This window comes from Serratia sp. TMDUHS_CL, assembly GCF_037137105.1.
In the GTDB taxonomy this organism is placed as follows: Bacteria; Pseudomonadota; Gammaproteobacteria; order Enterobacterales; family Enterobacteriaceae; genus Serratia; species Serratia nevei.
The window spans coordinates 66051-83933 of the sequence record NZ_JBBBDV010000012.1 but is presented as its reverse complement, the minus strand read 5'-3'; the positions used below and the strand labels follow the sequence as shown (position 1 = coordinate 83933).

Annotated in this window: 9 protein-coding genes and 3 tRNA genes; 7 read left to right on the top strand and 5 right to left on the bottom strand. The window is 61.5% G+C overall.

Annotation, left to right across the window (positions count from 1 at the left end; genetic code table 11):
- The first annotated feature begins 10 nt into the window (after positions 1-10).
- The 4 genes from recC to recD all read left to right on the top strand — a co-directional run bounded on the left by recC (position 11) and on the right by recD (position 11898).
- Positions 11-3382: an exodeoxyribonuclease V subunit gamma gene (gene recC / locus WCL58_RS19955; protein ID WP_336851520.1), complete on the top strand. Its 3372-nt coding sequence runs from the start codon at positions 11-13 to the stop codon at positions 3380-3382.
- A 232-nt stretch (positions 3383-3614) separates the two neighbouring features.
- Positions 3615-6503: a pitrilysin gene (ptrA, locus tag WCL58_RS19950; protein ID WP_070913928.1), complete on the top strand. Its 2889-nt coding sequence runs from the start codon at positions 3615-3617 to the stop codon at positions 6501-6503.
- A complete protein-coding gene (gene recB, locus WCL58_RS19945) occupies positions 6500-10051 on the top strand; it encodes an exodeoxyribonuclease V subunit beta (RefSeq protein WP_336851519.1) in 3552 nt (1183 codons plus the stop codon). Before ptrA ends, recB begins: the two co-directional genes overlap by 4 nt.
- Positions 10048-11898 (top strand): exodeoxyribonuclease V subunit alpha, encoded by a 1851-nt coding sequence (recD, locus tag WCL58_RS19940; protein WP_201966090.1) that lies wholly within the window; start codon positions 10048-10050, stop codon positions 11896-11898. Before recB ends, recD begins: the two co-directional genes overlap by 4 nt.
- 37 nt (positions 11899-11935) lie before the next feature.
- On the opposite strand, the gene argA is transcribed toward recD, so the two are convergent.
- The gene (gene argA / locus WCL58_RS19935; RefSeq protein ID WP_049296158.1) at positions 11936-13261 is read right to left on the bottom strand and encodes an amino-acid N-acetyltransferase; all 1326 of its coding nucleotides are present in this window, start codon (positions 13259-13261) and stop codon (positions 11936-11938) included.
- A 240-nt stretch (positions 13262-13501) separates the two neighbouring features.
- On the opposite strand from argA, the gene amiC reads away from it, so the two are divergent.
- Entirely contained in the window at positions 13502-14755 is a 1254-nt protein-coding gene (gene amiC, locus WCL58_RS19930; protein ID WP_336851518.1) for an N-acetylmuramoyl-L-alanine amidase AmiC, read from the top strand.
- Between the two features lie 90 nt (positions 14756-14845).
- On the opposite strand, the gene WCL58_RS19925 is transcribed toward amiC, so the two are convergent.
- From WCL58_RS19925 to WCL58_RS19915, 3 genes are all read right to left on the bottom strand, one after another.
- Positions 14846-14922: transfer RNA gene (locus WCL58_RS19925), tRNA-Met, on the bottom strand.
- A 65-nt stretch (positions 14923-14987) separates the two neighbouring features.
- Positions 14988-15064, bottom strand: a tRNA-Met gene (locus tag WCL58_RS19920).
- A gap of 57 nt (positions 15065-15121) precedes the next feature.
- A tRNA-Met gene (locus tag WCL58_RS19915) sits at positions 15122-15198 on the bottom strand.
- 216 nt (positions 15199-15414) lie between these two features.
- Between WCL58_RS19915 and mltA the strand changes: the two genes are divergently transcribed.
- Both mltA and tcdA read left to right on the top strand, forming a co-directional pair.
- Entirely contained in the window at positions 15415-16551 is a 1137-nt protein-coding gene (gene mltA, locus WCL58_RS19910; RefSeq protein WP_004931884.1) for a murein transglycosylase A, read from the top strand.
- An 84-nt stretch (positions 16552-16635) separates the two neighbouring features.
- Entirely contained in the window at positions 16636-17442 is an 807-nt protein-coding gene (gene tcdA / locus WCL58_RS19905) for a tRNA cyclic N6-threonylcarbamoyladenosine(37) synthase TcdA (protein WP_129993592.1), read from the top strand.
- Here tcdA and csdE read toward each other — a convergent pair.
- Positions 17433-17867, bottom strand: coding sequence for a cysteine desulfurase sulfur acceptor subunit CsdE (csdE, locus tag WCL58_RS19900; protein ID WP_336851517.1), 435 nt, complete (start codon positions 17865-17867; stop codon positions 17433-17435). The genes tcdA and csdE overlap by 10 nt on opposite strands.
- Positions 17868-17883 lie beyond the last annotated feature (16 nt).

The window sequence follows — 17883 nt, the reverse complement described above, 5'->3', positions numbered from 1 at the left end:
AGGAGCCTTGATGTTCACGGTTTATCATTCCAATCAGCTGGATTTGTTGAAAACGCTGACCAGCGCGCTGATAGCCAGAGATCCGTTGGCCGATCCTTTTCAACCGGAAGTGGTGCTGGTGCAGAGCCCCGGCATGGCGCAATGGCTGCAGATGCAGCTGGCGGAACAGTTCGGCATCGCCGCCAATGTCGCGTTTCCGCTGCCGGCGACCTTTATTTGGGACATGTTCACCCGGGTGTTGCCGGATATCCCGAAAGAGAGCGCCTTCAGCAAGGACGCGATGACCTGGAAGCTGATGTGGTTGCTGCCGGAGATGCTGACCCAGCCGGCGTTTGCGCCACTGCAGCACTATCTGACCGATGACGGCGACAAGCGCAAGATCCACCAGTTGGCCGGCCGGGTCGCCGACCTGTTCGACCAGTATTTGGTTTATCGCCCGCAGTGGCTGGAGAGCTGGCAGCGCGGTGAGCGCATCGACGGTCTAGCGGAGGCTCAGCAATGGCAGGCGCCGCTCTGGGCGCGATTGGTGGAGTACACGCAAGAGCTGGGGCAGCCGGAATGGCACCGCGCCAATCTGTACAGCCGCTTTATCCACGCGCTGGAGCAGGCAAAAACGTGCCCGCCCGGTTTGCCGCCGCGGGTGTTTATCTGCGGCATCTCGGCGTTGCCGCCGGTCTATTTGGAGGCGCTGCAGGCGCTGGGGCGGCATATCGATATCCACCTGATGTTCACCAACCCCTGTCGCTATTACTGGGGCGACATTCAGGATTACGCTTTCTTGGCTCGCTTGCAGAGCCGCAAGCGCCGTCACTACCACCAGGCTCGTGAGCAGGGACTGTTCCGCGAGCCGGATGACGCGGCGCGCCTGTTTGACGCCGAAGGCCAGCAGCAGCTCAGCAACCCGCTGCTGGCCTCCTGGGGCAAGCTGGGGCGCGATCACCTCTATCTGCTGTCGCAGATGGAAGGGGCGCAAGAGGTCGACGCCTTTGTCGATATCCCGGCCGATACCATGCTGCACGCCGTTCAGCGCGATATGCTGGAGCTGGAAGACCATGCGGTAATCGGTATTACCGCGGAAACGCTGGAAAGCAGCTTCAGCAAACGTCCGCTTGATGAGAACGACCGCTCCCTCAGCCTGCATGCCTGCCACAGCCCGCAGCGGGAAGTGGAGGTTTTGCACGATCAACTGCTGAGCATGCTGGCGCAGGATCCGTCGTTGACGCCGCGCGATATCATCGTGATGGTGGCGGATATCGACAGCTACACGCCTTACATTCAGGCGGTGTTCGGCAATGCCCCCGCCGAGCGCTACCTGCCGTTCGCCATTTCCGACCGTAAAGCGCGCCAGGAGCATCCGGCGCTGCAGGCGTTCATTTCACTGCTCGATCTGCCGCAAAGCCGCTTTACCTCGGAACAGGTACTGGCGCTGCTGGAGGTGCCGGCCCTGGCCGCCCGTTTCGCCATTGGCGAAGAGGGGCTGCGCCTGTTGCGTCATTGGGTCGGTGAATCCGGCGTGCGCTGGGGCCTGGACGACGATAACGTGCGCGAACTGGATCTGCCCGCCACCGGCCAGCATACCTGGCGCTTCGGCATTACGCGTATGCTGCTCGGCTACGCGATGGACAGCAATGCCGGCGATTGGCAGGGCATTTTACCTTACGACGAATCGAGCGGATTGGTCGCCGAGTTGGCGGGGCAGTTGGCGGATCTGCTGGCGCAGCTCAGCCACTGGCGGCAAATCTTGAGCGAAGCGCGCCCGCTCGAAGCGTGGCTGCCGCTGTGCCGGCAACTGCTGGATGCCTTCTTCGCTGCGGACAGCGACACCGAAGTTGTGCTGGCGCTGATCGAACAGCAGTGGCAGCAGGCCATCAATTTTGGCCTGGCGGCGCGCTATCCCGACGAGGTGCCGTTGACCATTCTGCGCGACGATCTGGCGGCGCGCCTCGATCAGGAGCGCATCAGCCAGCGCTTCCTCGCCGGGCAAATCAACTTCTGTACGCTGATGCCGATGCGTTCCATTCCGTTCAAGGTGGTGTGCCTGCTAGGCATGAACGACGGCGTGTATCCGCGCATGCTGCCGCCGCTGGGGTTCGATCTGATGGCGCAGCAGGTCAAACGCGGCGACCGTAGCCGTCGCGATGACGACCGCTATCTGTTCCTGGAAGCGATTTTGTCCGCTCAGCAGCGGCTGTATATCAGTTTCATCGGCCGTTCCATTCAAGACAACAGCCCGCGCTACCCTTCGGTGCTGGTCACCGAGCTGCTGGAGTACCTGGAGCAAAGCTATTGTCTGCCGGGAGATGAGGAACTCAGCGCAGACGACAGCGCCCGGCGGGTTGGTGAGCACTTGCTGAAGTGGCACGCGCGCATGCCGTTCGCCGCCGAGAATTTCTTGCCGGGCTCGGAGGCGCAAAGCTATGCCGCCGAGTGGCTGCCCGCCGCCGATGGGCGCGGTGCGGCGCATCCGGCGTTCAACCAGCCGCTGCCTGCCGAAGCGCTGCAGCAAATATCGTTGGATGAGCTGCTGCGATTTTACCGCCATCCGATTCGCGCATTTTTCCAACTGCGGCTGGGCGTCAGTTTTATCCTGGAAGAGACCGAGCTGCCCGACGAAGAACCCTTCACGCTGGATAACCTCAGCCGTTACCAGTTCAACAGCCAGCTGCTGAATACGCTGATAGACGGCGACGAGCCCGAACGGTTGTTCCAGCGGGTGCGCGCCGCCGGCGGCTTGCCCTATGGCGCCTTCGGCGAAATCTATTGGCAAAAACAGCAGGAGGAGATGAGCGAACTGGCCGAGCAGGTGCGTGCGGAACGCGCAGAGAGCCATAGCCTGGAGCTGGATATCGATATCGCCGGCGTGCGCCTCAGCGGCTGGCTGCATCAGGTGCAGGATGACGGCCTGCTGCGCTGGCGGCCTGCTACGCTGTCGGCGGTGGACGGCATATTGCTGTGGCTGGAGCACCTGGTGTACTGCTGCGCCGGCGGCACCGGCGAGAGCCGCATGTATGGCCGCAAGAATTCCGCCTGGCGCTTTGCCGCGCTGGCGCCAGAAGAGGCACAGGCGCAGCTGGCGGAACTGCTGGCGGGCTATCAGCGCGGTCTGAGTCAGCCGCTGCTGTTGTTGAACAAGAGCGGCTGGGCGTGGCTAAGTCAGTGCTATCTGCCGGAAACGCAGGAAATCGACTGGGAGGAAGAAGCGCAAATTAAGGCACGCGCCAAACTGCTGCAGGCCTGGCAGGGCGATCAGCGCATTCCCGGAGAAGGGGAAGATCCCTACGTGCAGCGAGTGTTCCGCCAATTGGATAATGAATACTTGGCGCAAATACTGGCCGAAACAGAGCGTTATCTGTTGCCGGTGGCGCGGCATAACCTGGGGTAACAATCCCCCGGTGGTGCTGTGCAGCGGGAGGTGGTAAAAATAACGAAGGTTATATTCAACCATTGGGGTAATTCCCGGTCTTACATAACGTACAGGCATATACCCGCCGTGTTTCGGGCCGCCACATTGGCGAAGAACCCGGCGAGTACCGATTTGGTTATGTGGTTTTGATGCACGTCGCCAACGTCAGGGAGTGGGCGTAGCGACGTCAGAATAGGGGTTTATTTTGGATATGCGCAGACAGTTGGCCCGTATCGCCGGGCTGGTATTATTGGCTATGTGTTGGGCACCGTTGAGTTGGGCCGCGCAAGGATGGCAACCGCTGGCGGAGAAGATCAACAAGAGCGAACACGATCCACGTCAGTATGAAGCGATCAAGTTGGCTAACGGCATGACGGTGTTGCTGGTGTCCGATGCCCAGGCTCCGAAATCGCTGGCGGCGCTGGCATTGCCGGTCGGGTCACTCGAAGATCCGAACAGCCAACTGGGCTTGGCGCACTATCTGGAGCATATGGTACTGATGGGCTCCAAACGTTACCCAGAGCCGGAGAACCTGTCCGAATTCCTGAAAAAGCACGGTGGCAGCCACAACGCCAGCACGGCCTCTTATCGCACAGCCTTCTATCTGGAAGTGGAAAATGACGCGCTGGAGCCGGCGGTCGATCGCATGGCCGACGCCATTGCCGAGCCGCTGCTGGATCCGGGCAATGCCGATCGCGAGCGCAACGCGGTGAACGCCGAATTGACGATGGCGCGTTCGCGCGACGGCATGCGTATGGCGCAGGTCGGCGCGGAAACCCTTAACCCGGCGCATCCGAGCGCGCGCTTCTCCGGCGGTAATCTCGATACGCTGAAAGACAAGCCGGACAGCAAGTTGCACGATGAGCTGACCGGCTTCTATAAACGCTACTACTCCGCCAACCTGATGATGGGCGTTTTGTACGGCAATCAGCCGCTGTCGCAGCTGGCTGATATTGCGGCGAAAACCTTTGGCCGCGTGCCGAATCACGACGCCAGCGTGCCGCCGATCACCGTGCCGGCCGTGACGCCGGAACAGCAGGGCATCATCATTCACTATGTGCCGGCGCAGCCGCGCAAGCAGCTGAAGGTCGAGTTCCGCATCGATAACAACAGCGCCGCGTTTCGCAGCAAAACCGATACCTACATCAGCTACCTGATCGGCAACCGCAGCAAGAACACCCTGTCTGACTGGTTGCAGAAGCAGGGGTTGGCGGACGCCATCAATGCCGGCGCCGATCCGATGGTCGATCGCAACGGCGGCGTCTTCGCCATCAGCGTTTCACTGACCGACAAAGGCCTGGCCCAGCGCGACGAAGTCGTCGCCGCCATTTTCAACTACCTGAAAATGCTGCGCAGCGAAGGCATCAAGCAGAGCTACTTCGACGAAATCTCGCATGTTCTGAATCTGGATTTCCGTTATCCGTCGATCACGCGCGACATGGACTACATCGAATGGCTGGTGGACACCATGCTGCGCGTGCCGGTTGAGCATGCGCTGGACGCGCCTTACCTGGCCGATCGTTATGATCCTAAGGCGATCGCCGAACGTCTGGATGCCATGACGCCGCAAAACGCGCGCATCTGGTTCGTCAGCCCGGATGAGCCGCACAACAAGACGGCCTATTTCGTCAACGCGCCTTACCAGGTCGACAAAATCACGCCGCAGCGTTTTACGCAGTGGCAGCAGCTGGGCAGCGGCATTTCCCTGTCGTTGCCAGCGCTCAACCCGTATATCCCGGATGACTTTACCCTGACCAAGCCGTCGCACGAGTTCAAAAAGCCGGAAATGGTGGTGGATAAACCTGGCCTGCGCGTGCTGTACATGCCGAGCCGTTACTTCGCCGACGAGCCGAAGGCCGACGTCACCGTCGCTTTCCGCAACGCCAAAACCATGGATTCCGCGCGTAACCAGGTGCTGTTCTCGCTGACGGATTATCTGGCCGGCCTCGCGCTGGATCAGCTGAGCTATCAGGCATCGGTCGGCGGGCTGAGCTTCTCGACCTCGCCGAACAACGGCCTGATGTTTAACGCCAACGGTTTTACCCAGCGTTTGCCGCAGTTGCTGACGGCGCTGATTGAGGGCTATTCCAGCTTCACGCCGACGGAAGATCAGCTGGCGCAGGCCAAATCCTGGTATCTGGAACAGTTGGACGCCGCCGAGAAGGGCAAGGCGTTTGAGCTGGCCATTCAGCCGGTGCAGATGGTTTCCCGCGTGCCGTATTCCGAACGCAGCGAGCGCCGCGAAGTGCTGAAGACGCTGACGCTGAAAGACGTGCTGGCCTATCGCGATAGCTTGTTGGCCGAGGCCACGCCAGAGCTGTTGGTGGTGGGCAACATGAGCAAGCAGCAGGTCGACACGCTGGCGTCGACGCTGAAGCATCGCCTGGGCTGTACCGGCATCGAATGGTGGCACGGCGAAGACGTGGTGGTGGACAAGAATCAGCTGGCCAACCTGCAACAGGTGGGCAGCAGCACCGACTCGGCGCTGGCGGCGGTCTATGTGCCGACCGGCTACGACGAAGTGACCGGTATGGCCTACAGCTCGCTGCTGGGGCAGATTATTCAGCCGTGGTTCTATAGCCAACTGCGCACTCAGGAGCAATTGGGGTATGCGGTCTTTGCCTTCCCGATGTCGGTGGGGCGCCAGTGGGGCGTGGGCTTCCTGTTGCAGAGCAACAGCAAGCAGCCGGCCTACCTGTACCAGCGTTATCAGGATTTCTACCCGAAAACCGAGAAGCGCTTGCGCGACATGAGCGAGGCGGACTTTGAGCAGTACAAACAGGCGCTCATCAATGAGCTGAAGCAGCGGCCGCAAACCCTGAGCGAAGAGGCCAGCCGGTTCGCCAACGATTTCGATCGCGGCAATTTCGCCTTCGATACCCGTCAGAAGCTGATCGCGCAGGTGCAGCAGCTGACGCCGGCCAAGCTGGCGGATTATTTCCACCAGGCGGTGATCCAGCCACAGGGGCTGGCGGTGCTGTCACAGGTGAGCGGCAGCGGGCAAGACAAGGCGGATTACGCGGCGCCTAAGGACTGGGTCACCTATCCGAACGCGTCTGCATTGCAGCAGATCCTACCGCGCAAAGTGGCGACGCCATGACGGAAACGGCCCCGCAGAGGCTGGAGCCGCTGACGCTGCCGCTGTTCGGCGAACGCCTGATCGAGGCGTCGGCGGGCACCGGCAAAACCTTTACCATCGGCGCGCTGTACCTGCGTTTGCTGCTGGGATTGGGCGGTGAAGCGGCGTTTCCTCGTCCGCTGACGGTAGAAGAAATCCTGGTGGTGACCTTTACCGAGGCCGCCACCGAGGAGCTGCGCGGGCGTATCCGCGACAATATTCACGGATTACGCATCGCCTGCGTGCGGGGCGTCAGCGCCAACCCGCTGTTTTCGGCGCTGATGGCTGAAATTGACGATTTGACCGACGCCGCCTCGCAGCTGCTGGCGGCGGAGCGGCAGATGGACGAAGCGGCAATCTACACCATTCACGGCTTTTGCCAACGAATGCTGACGCACAACGCCTTCGAATCCGGCATGCTGTTTGAGCAAACGCTGGTGCAGGACGAGCTGCCGCTGCGGCGGCAGGCCTGTGCGGATTTCTGGCGTCGCCACTGCTATCCGTTGCCGCTGGGCGTGGCGCGCGCGGTCAGCCAGGAGTGGAGCGGCCCGGAAGCGTTGCTGGCCGATCTCTCCGGCTATCTGCATGGTGAAGCGCCGGCGCTGCGTCGCCCGCCGAAGGACGAAGAAACCGTCCTGATGCGCCACGAGCAGATCGTCGCGCGCATTGACGCCATCAAGGCGCAATGGCGGGCGGCGGCGGGCGATCTGGGGGCGTTGATCGCCCAGTCCGGCGTCGATAAGCGCAGTTACAGCAGCAAGCACCTGCCGAACTGGCTGAACAAGGTCGGCGAATGGAGCGGGCAGGAGACTCAGGACTATCAGCTGCCGAAGGAACTGGAGAAATTTCGCCAGTCGGTGCTGCTGGAGAAGACCAAGAAAGGCGAGCCGCCGCGGCATGTGCTGTTCACGGCGATCGACGAGCTGTTCGATGAGCCGTTGACGCTGCGCGACCTGATCATGGCGCGTGCGCTCAGCGAGATCCGCACTTCCATTCAGCAGGAAAAGCGCCAGCGCGCCGAGCTGGGGTTTGACGACCTGCTCAGCCGGCTGGACGGCGCCCTGCAAAGCGGCGGTGGTGAACAGCTGGCGCAGGCGATCCGTCAGCGCTACCCGGTGGCGATGATCGATGAATTCCAGGATACCGATCCGCAGCAATACCGTATTTTCCAAAAGCTTTACGTCGGCCGGCCCGATTGCGGCCTGCTGCTGATCGGCGATCCCAAGCAGGCGATTTACGCCTTTCGCGGCGCCGACATTTTTACCTACATGCGGGCGCGTTCAGAGGTGAGCGCCCACTATACGCTGGAGACCAACTGGCGCTCGTCGCCGTCGATGGTCGCCAGCGTCAATCACCTGTTTTCTCAGGTAGAAAAGCCTTTCCTGTTCGGCCAAATCCCCTTTATCGAGGTCAGCGCGGCGGAAAAGAACCAAGGGCTGGCGTTTGACCTGCACGGCAAGCCGCAAGCGGCGATGCAGTTCTGGCTGCAGCAGGGGGAAGGCGCCGGTGTAAGTGATTACCAACAGTTGATGGCGCGCTTGTGCGCCACGCAAATTCGCGACTGGCTCAGCGCCGGGCAGCAGGGCCAGGCATGGTTGCAGGGCGGCAAGGAGCCTCGTTCGGTACAAGCCTCCGATATCACAGTGCTGGTGCGCAGCCGCAATGAGGCGGCGTTGGTGCGCGATGCGCTGAGCGCGCTGTCCATTCCGTCGGTGTATCTGTCCAACCGCGACAGCGTGTTCGACACCCCGGAGGCCAAAGACCTGCTGTGGTTGTTGCAGGCGGTGTTGGCGCCGGAACAGGAGCGCACGCTGCGCAGCGCCATGGCCACCGGGCTGATGGGGTTGGACGCGCCGACGCTGGACGGCCTGAGCCGCGATGAGCGTGCCTGGGACGCGTTGGTTAATGAATTCGACAATTACCGCACGCTCTGGCTGCGCCGCGGCGTGTTGCCGATGCTGAGCGAGGTGATGAAAGCGCGCCAGCTGGCGGAGAACCTGCTGGCCAGCGCCGGCGGCGAGCGTCGCTTGACCGACGTGCTGCACCTGGGGGAGCTGTTGCAAGAGGCGGCGGCGCAGCTCGACAGCGAGCATGCGCTGGTTCGCTGGTTGGCGCAGCAGATTGCCCAGCCTAATCGCCAGTCCGACAATCAACAGCTGCGGCTGGAGAGCGACCGGCATCTGGTGCAGGTGATCACCATCCACAAGTCCAAGGGGCTGGAATTCGATCTGGTGTGGCTGCCGTTCGTCGGCAATTTCCGCCAGCAGCAACAGGCGCTGTATCACGATCGCCACAGCTTCCAGGCATTGCTGGATCTCGACGCCAATGAAGAGAGCCAGGCCTGGGCGGAGGAGGAGCGGTTGGCGGAAGACCTGCGTCTGCTGTACGTCGCGCTGACCCGCTCGGTGTATCACTGCAGCATCGGCATTGCGCCGTTGTTCCAGGGCACGCGCAAGAAACAGGGCGAGACCGATCTGCACCGCAGCGCATTGGGTTATCTGGTGCAGGGCGGGCAGGCCGGCGACGCCGCGTATCTGCAAGAGCGGCTGCAGCAACTGGCGGGCGGCGGTATTGCGCTGTCGCTGGTGGAACCGCCGGACGAGGTGCCCTGGCAGCCCCAGGCGTCGCTGACCGAAGCGCTGGAGGCGAAAAGTTTTACCCGGCGGATCCAGGATTTTTGGCGGGTGACCAGCTATACCGGTTTGCAACAGCACGGCGCGAGCCTGATGCAGGATCTGCTGCCGCGTCTGGATGTCGACGCCGCGGGCGAGCGCGGGGAAGAAAGTGAGCCAGCGCTCACACCGCATACCTTCCCGCGCGGCGCAACGCCCGGCACCTTCCTGCACAGCCTGTTCGAAACGCTGGATTTCACTCAGCCGTTGGACGAACAGTGGCTGCTGGCACAGCTGCAACAGCACGGGTTCGCCGAACATTGGCAGCCGATTTTGCTGGCGTGGATGCGGGTATTGCTCAATACGCCGCTCGCCGACAGCGGCGTGACGCTGGCGGCGCTGACGCCGCAGCACAAGCAGGCCGAGCTGCAGTTCTATTTGCCGATCAACCGGCTGTTGCAGGCGAAGGAGCTCGATGCCCTGGTGAAGCGTTACGATCCGCTTTCCACCCGCTGTCCGGCGCTGGATTTTCATCAGGTACAGGGCATGCTGAAAGGCTTTATCGACCTGGTGTTCTGCTGGCAGGGCAAATACTACCTGCTGGACTACAAGTCCAACTGGCTGGGGGAAGACAGTAGCGCCTATACCCGGCCGGCGATGGAGCAGGCGATGGCGGAGCATCGTTACGATCTGCAATACCAGCTGTATACGCTGGCGCTGCATCGTTATCTGCGTCATCGGTTGCCGGATTACGATTATCGGCGCCATTTTGGCGGGGTGATTTATCTGTTCCTGCGCGGCGTGGATGCGGCGCACCCGGGCAACGGCATTTTCACCTGTCTCCCCAAGTTTGAGCTGGTGGAGGGGATGGATCGCTTGTTCAGCGGCGAAGCTGCGGCGACGGAGGAAGGATCATGATCGCACTGCTGGAGCAGGCGGTGGCACTTGGCGTGCTGCGCCCGCTGGACGTGCAGTTCGCCCGCGTGGTGGCGAATGAAGACGAGCCCGATATTTTGCTGGCCGCCGCTTGCCTGAGCGCAGAAGCGGGGGCCGGCCACGTCTGTCTGATGCTGGAGCAACTGCAGGCGGACACGTTGTTTGAAGGGCGCCAGCCGGCGTTGGCGTTGGCGGTGTGGGAGGCGGCCGGGCGACCGGATAGCGCGCGTTGGCAGCAGCGTTTGGCGGCCAGCGCAGCGGTCGGGGACGGCAGTAGCGCTACGCCACTGGTGCTGCGCGGGCCGCGCCTGTATCTGCAGCGCATGTGGCAAAACGAAGGTGAAGTGGCGGCGTTTATCGGCGGTGAAGGCGAGTCGTTGGCGGTACCGGAGGCTGAGCTGCGCACCATTCTCGACCGCTTGTTCGGCGCGGCGAGCGATGAACCCGATTGGCAGAAGATCGCCGCCGCAGTGGCCGCCACGCGGCGTATCGCGGTCATTTCCGGCGGGCCTGGCACCGGTAAAACCACCACCGTCGCCAAGCTGTTGGCGGCGCTGGTGCAGCTGGATGAAGGCGCGCGCTTGCGCATTCAGCTGGCGGCACCGACCGGCAAGGCGGCGGCGCGTCTGACGGAGTCGCTTGGCAGCGCCAGCCGCCAGTTGGCGCTGACCCCGGCGCAGCAGGCGCTGTTCCCGACGGAGGCGGCGACGTTGCACCGTCTGTTGGGGGCGCAACCGAACAGTCAGCGCATGCGCTATCACCGTGGCAACCGGCTGCATTTGGATGTGCTGGTGGTGGATGAGGCCTCGATGGTCGATCTGCCGATGATGGCACGCCTGATTGCCGCGCTGCCCGATCGGGCGCGGGTGATTTTCCTCGGCGACCGCGATCAGCTGGCCTCGGTGGAGGCCGGCGCGGTGCTGGGAGATATTTGCCGCTTTGCCGAGCAGGGATACAGCGACGCGCGTGCCGCAGAGCTGAGCCGCCTGACCGGCTGTTCGCTCGCAGGGCGGCAGGCCGATGCGGAAGCGGCGGTGCGCGACAGCCTGTGTCTGCTGCGCAAGAGCTACCGTTTCGATGCCCGTTCCGGCATCGGTCAGCTGGCGTTGGCGGTCAATGCCGGTGCGGGGGATCGCGCGCTGGCGGCATTAAACGGCAGTTTCGGCGATGTCACGGGCTATGCGCTGGCGACGAGCGAAGAGTATCAGGCGCTGTTGGATGCTTGCGTGGCGGGCTATCGCGACTATTTGCGGCTGACCGCCGAAGGTGCGGACGCGGCGGCGGTGCTGGCGGCCTTTGGCCGTTTTCAGGTGCTGTGCGCGCTGCGTGAAGGGCCGTTCGGCGTCGCCGGCTTGAATGATCGTATTGAGCTCGGGCTGCAGCGTGCCGGTCTGATCGACCGCAAACCGGGCGTGCTCGGCCGCTGGTACCGGGGGCGGCCGGTGATGATCGGCCGCAACGACAGCGCGCTGGGGCTGTTCAATGGGGATATCGGCATTACGCTGCCGGATGAGCACGGCGATCTGCGCGTACATTTCCAACTGCCGGACGGCAGCATCAAGTCGGTGCAGCCGAGCCGTTTGCCGGCGCATGAAACCGCCTATGCCATGACGGTGCACAAATCTCAGGGATCGGAATTTGACCATACGGTCCTGGTGTTGCCGAATCACTTCCTGCCGGTGCTGACGCGTGAGCTGGTCTATACCGCGATCACTCGCGCGCGTAAGCAGCTCTCGCTGTATGCCACGGAGGCGGTGTTGCTGCGGGCCATTCGCATGCCGACTCAGCGTCGTAGCGGATTGGCTGAACGGCTGCAGGCGACGGAATAAGCGTTGAAGAGGCGCGGCAACGGCCGCGCCGTGGGGATTACAGATCGGCCAGCAGGATTTTGGAACGGCGCTGGTAGTTATACAGCGCCTGCTTTTGCATCGGCAGCACGTCGACTTCCGCCGGGGTGAATCCGCGTTCCTGGAACCAGTGGATGCTGCGGGTGGTCAGCACGAACAGCTTCTTCAGCCCCATCTGCCGCGCCTGGTTTTCCACCCGCTGCAGCAGCATCTCGCCGCGCGAAGAGCTGCGGTAATCAGGATGTACTGCGACACAGGCCATCTCACCGATTTTTTCCTCTAAGAACGGGTACAGCGCCGCGCAGGCGATGGTCAGGTTGTCGCGTTCGATAATGGTGAACTTGTCGATCTCCATCTCCAACTGTTCGCGCGAACGGCGCACCAAAATACCCTGCTGTTCGAGCGGCCGGATCAGCTCCAGAATGCCGCCGATGTCGTTGATCGTCGCCCGGCGCACCTGTTCGGCGCTCTCCATCACGATTTGGGTGCCGATGCCGTCGCGCGAGAACAACTCCTGCACCAGCGCACCGTCCTCCTGGTAGCTGATCAGGTGGCTGCGGCGCACGCCGCTGCGGCAGCCTTTCACCGCGCCGCGCAGGAAGCGCACGGTGCCGGAATGGTAGTCGCCGCCTTCCTCCAGCTCTTCAAGGCGCTTTTGCGCGTCGTTGGGGAACAGCTCGGAAAGGATGTTGCCTTCCGCGTCGGTCACGCCTTGTGAGGAGCAGAAACCGATCATTTTTTCCGCTTTCAGTTTGATCGCCAGCTGGGTAGCCACTTCTTCCGAAGTCAGGTTGAAGCTCTCGCCGGTGACCGAAACCGCGACCGGGCCGATCAGCACGATGGCGTTGCTGTCGAGCTGGCGGTGGATCGCTTCTTCATCGATGCGGCGAATACGGCCGCTGTGGCAGTAGTCGATGCCGTCATCGATGCCCAGCGGCTGTGCGATGATGAAGTTGCCGCTGACCACGTTAATGTGCGCGCCTTGCAGCGGCGTGTTGTTGAGGCTCATCGACAGCCGGGCGGTGATGTCGAGCTGCAATAAACCGGCGGCCTGCTTGACCAGTTCGAGCGTATGGGCGTCGGTCACGCGGATGTGCTTGTGGTAGATCGGCTCATGGTTATGTTGCGCCAGATTGGCGTCGATCTGCGGCCGTGCGCCGTAAACCACCACCAGGCGAATGCCCAGACTATGCAGCAGCCCGATATCGTTGACAATATTGGAGAAATTCTCGTGTTCGATGGCTTCCCCGCCGAGCATGATGACAAACGTTTTGCCGCGGTGGGCGTTGATATAGGGGACTGAGTGACGGAATCCTTGCACCAGCTCTGTACTACGTTCCTTCACGGCTAAACCTCTTTTGCATATTTATACGATATTTTTGTATTTTTATTCTTTTATGGTGCCAATGGCAAGTGGGAAATCGTCATGAAGAGTGCGCTAAGGGTGCTAAATCGTTAATAAATTGAAAAACCATAAAAAGATTTTCTGATGACAGGGCTGGAATGATTGGTTAAAGTTTTCGGCATCCCCATTCTATTGGTGTTTTTTTCATCTGTTGTAAACAGCTATTACTGCCGGAGCCGCATGCCAAACTCTAATCACAATCTGGGCCGCCGTCGTTTATTACAGGGCGTTGCCGCCAGCTGGTTGCTGAGTGTGAGTCGCACGGGCTTCGCCGCGTCATCGCACGTGATCGCCGTGCGCGTCTGGCCATCCTCGACTTATACCCGCGTCACGCTCGAATCCAACGTCGAACTGAAATACAAGCAGTTTGCCCTGACCAATCCCGATCGCGTGGTGGTGGATATCGAAGGCGAACACCTCAACAGCGTGCTGAAAGGCATTGCCGGGCAGGTGCGTGCCGACGATCCGTATCTCAAGCAGGCGCGCGTCGGCCAGTTCGATCAGAATACCGTGCGGCTGGTGCTGGAGCTCAAGCAGAGCGTCAGCCCGCATATTTTCACGCTGGCGCCGGTGCCGGAGTATCGCAACCGTCTGGTCATGGATCTCTACCCGACCAAGGGCGGCAGCGGCGGTGAGGAGTATGATCCGCTACTGGCGTTACTGGAAGATTACAACAAGGGCGATCTGGAGCGCACGCTGCCGCCGGAAGCGCCGCAGGCTGGCAAAGCGGGGCGCGATCGGCCGATCGTCATCATGCTGGATCCTGGCCACGGCGGCGAAGATCCCGGCGCGATCGGCAAGTACAAGACGCGCGAGAAAGACATCGTGCTGCAGATTGCCCGCAAGCTGAGCGCTATGATCAAGCGCGAGCCGAACATGAAGGTGTTCATGACGCGCAACGAAGACGTGTTTATCCCGCTCAAGGTGCGCGTCGCCAAGGCGCGCAAGCAGCGCGCGGATCTGTTCGTTTCGATTCACGCCGATGCCTTTACCAGCCGCGCGGCGCGCGGTTCATCGGTGTTCGCGTTGTCCACCAAGGGCGCCACCAGCTCGGCGGCCAAGTTCCTGGCGCAGACGCAGAACGCGTCGGACCAAATCGGCGGCGTCAGCAAGAGCGGCGACCGCTATCTCGACCACACCATGTTCGATCTGATTCAGACCGCGACCATCAACGACAGCCTGAAGTTCGGCAAGGAAGTGTTGAATCGGATGGGGAAAATCAACCGGTTGCACAAGAATCGCGTCGATCAGGCCGGTTTTGCGGTGTTGAAGGCGCCGGATATCCCGTCGATCCTGGTGGAAACGGCGTTTATCAGCAACATTGAAGAAGAGCGCAAGCTGCGCACCAGCCATTTCCAGCAGCAGGTGGCGGAGTCGATTCTGGCTGGCATCAAGGCTTATTTCGCCAACGGCGGCGCGCTGGCGAGCCGATAGAAGCAGGGCCGGGCGCGAGTCCGGCTATTTTTGCGGATTGCAGATACAAAAAAACACCCGTCAGGGTGCTTGTCTGTTGTCATCAAGAGTTGGTTGCGGAGGCCGGATTTGAACCGACGACCTTCGGGTTATGAGCCCGACGAGCTACCAGGCTGCTCCACCCCGCGTCCGTCTTGATGCTGTATTACTACGAAACCACCGTTCATGTTATGCCGCTGGTACGACATTCGGTTGGTTGCGGGGGCCGGATTTGAACCGACGACCTTCGGGTTATGAGCCCGACGAGCTACCAGGCTGCTCCACCCCGCGTCCGTATAATACTTTGTTATCGAAGCCAAACGCAAATACCGCTAATGCGGCATCGGTTGGTTGCGGGGGCCGGATTTGAACCGACGACCTTCGGGTTATGAGCCCGACGAGCTACCAGGCTGCTCCACCCCGCGTCCGATGGATGCGCACTATACTCTCCATGCGTTTTGTTGCAAACCCTTTTTGCATTTTATTGGCCTAAACCCGTTTTTCTGCTGGATTTGCCCGCAATTTGCCTTCTTTTTCATCACCATCCTCCGTGCGGCTTTTTTTATTTGCAGCGATTCCTTTATCAATGAGCGTTTGTTATCGTTCAGCCGGTAGATCATATCAGTTTGAGAGTGTGCGCGATGAAAGGACGTTGGGGCAAATACCTGTTGGGCGGGTTGATGGTGGCGGTGTTGGCGGGCTGTTCGTCCAAGCCGACCGATCGGGGTCAGCAGTATAAAGACGGCCGTCTGGATCAATCGCTGGAGCTGGTCAATCAGCCCAACGCCAAAGGTTCGCCGGTCAACGCCAAGGACTACTCGGATCAGCTGATGGAGATCAAGTACGCATCGCCTTCGCTGTTTAACCGCAACAACAGCACCTATCAGGCGGTGCAAAGCTGGATGGCGTCCGGCGCCGACACGCGCATGCTGAGCCAGTATGGCCTCAGCGCTTACCAGATGGAAGGCGTCGACAATTACGGCAACGTGCAGTTTACCGGCTACTACACGCCGGTGGTGCAGGCGCGCTATACCCAACAGGGCGAGTTCCGCTATCCGCTGTACCGCATGCCGCCGAAGGGCAGAGGCCGCTTGCCGGATCGCGCGGGCATCTATTCCGGCGCGCTCGACGATCGCTATATCATCGCTTACACCAACTCGCTGATGGACAACTTCATGATGGAAGTCCAGGGCAGTGGCTACGTCGACTACGGCAACGGTCAGCCGCTGGTGTTCTTCGGCTACGGCGGCAAGAACGGCCACGCCTATCGCAGCATCGGCAAGGTGCTGATCGATCGCGGCGAAGTGGCCAAGGCGGACATGTCGATGCAGGCGATCCGTCAGTGGGCGGATACCCACAGCGCCGCAGAGGTGCGTGAGCTGCTGGAGCAAAATCCGTCGTTCGTGTTCTTCCGCCCGGAAGCTTTTGCGCCGGTGAAGGGCGCCAGCGCAGTGCCGCTGATCGCCAAAGCCTCGGTGGCCTCCGACCGTTCGCTGATCCCGGCGGGCACCACGCTGCTGGCCGAAGTGCCGCTGCTGGACAACAAGGGCAAATTCACGGGAAAATACGAGATGCGCCTGATGGTCGCGCTCGACGTGGGCGGCGCCATCAAGGGCCAGCATTTTGACATGTATCAGGGCATCGGGCCGGAAGCCGGCCACTCGGCGGGATACTACAACCACTATGGCCGCGTCTGGGTGCTGAAGAACAACGGCGGTGGCCAGCTGTTCAGCGCCAATCAGTCAAACGGCGGCGGTTCGTTGCTGGCCACCCGCTAAACGCATACGGCGTGAAAAGAGTGACCCGCAAGGGCCGGATTTTCCGGCCCTTATCATTTGCATTACGAAGGTAATTAAAGCGTTATGAGCACAGCTTATTCGGAAGCCTACCTGCAGCGTTTCGGCGGCACGGCGCGGTTGTACGGCCAGCAGGCGCTGGCGGTGTTCGCGCAGGCGCACGTCTGCGTGATCGGCATCGGCGGCGTGGGTTCCTGGGCGGCTGAGGCACTGGCGCGCACCGGCATCGGCGCCATCACCCTGATCGACATGGATGATGTTTGCGTCACCAATACCAACCGCCAGATCCACGCGTTGCGCCAACACGTCGGGCAATCGAAAACCGAGGTGATGGCGGAGCGTATCCTGGCGATTAACCCGGAATGCCGGGTGACCTGCATCGACGATTTTATCACCCCGGACAACGTCGCCGAGCTGCTGGACCATAACTTCAGCTACGTCATCGACGCGATCGACAGCGTGCGGCCGAAGGCGGCGCTGTTGTCATACTGCCGCCGCTTCAAGATCCCGGTGGTGACTACCGGCGGCGCCGGCGGGCAGACTGATCCGACCAAGATCGAAGTGGCCGATCTGGCGAAAACCATCCAGGATCCGCTGGCCGCCAAGCTGCGCGAGCGGCTGAAGCACGATTTCAACGTGGTGAAAAACGGCAAGGGCAAGCTGGGCATCGACTGCGTCTTCTCCAGCGAGCCGCTGGTTTACCCGCAGCCGGACGGTTCGGTGTGCGCTTCGCGCAGCACGGCGGAAGGGCCGAAAAGAATGGATTGCAGCGCGGGATTCGGCGCGGCGACCATGGTCACCGCGACCTTCGGCTTCGTCGCCGTGTCGCACGCGCTGAAAAAGATGGTGGCGAAGGCGGCGCGTCAGGCGTAACGGGCGGCAATCGCCTTTACGGCGGCGGCCAACGCCGCCAGGCCGCTGGCGCGGGTGGCGCTCAACTGCGCGCGCAATGCCAGGCGGTCGAACAGCGCCAGCGGATCCAATGCGGCGATCTGCTGCGGCGTTTTCCCTTCCACTTCGGTCAGCAGCACCGCCAACAGGCCGCGCACGATGCGGCCTTCGCTGTCGCCATAGAAGTGCAGCGTGCCGTCTTCCAGCAACTGGTGCCCCAACCAGACGCGGTTTTCACACCCGCTCAACGCTATTTCTTCACTGCGCAAGGCCTCCGGCAGCAGCGGTAGCCGTTTCGCGAGCATAATCAGCTGGCGGTAGCGGTCTTCCCACTGTTTCAGCGTGCTGAAGGTGGCAATCAACGCTTCGGCGGTGATCTCTCGGCCAAAAGGATGGGGGGCGAGCATAGCGTCTCCGGGAGTC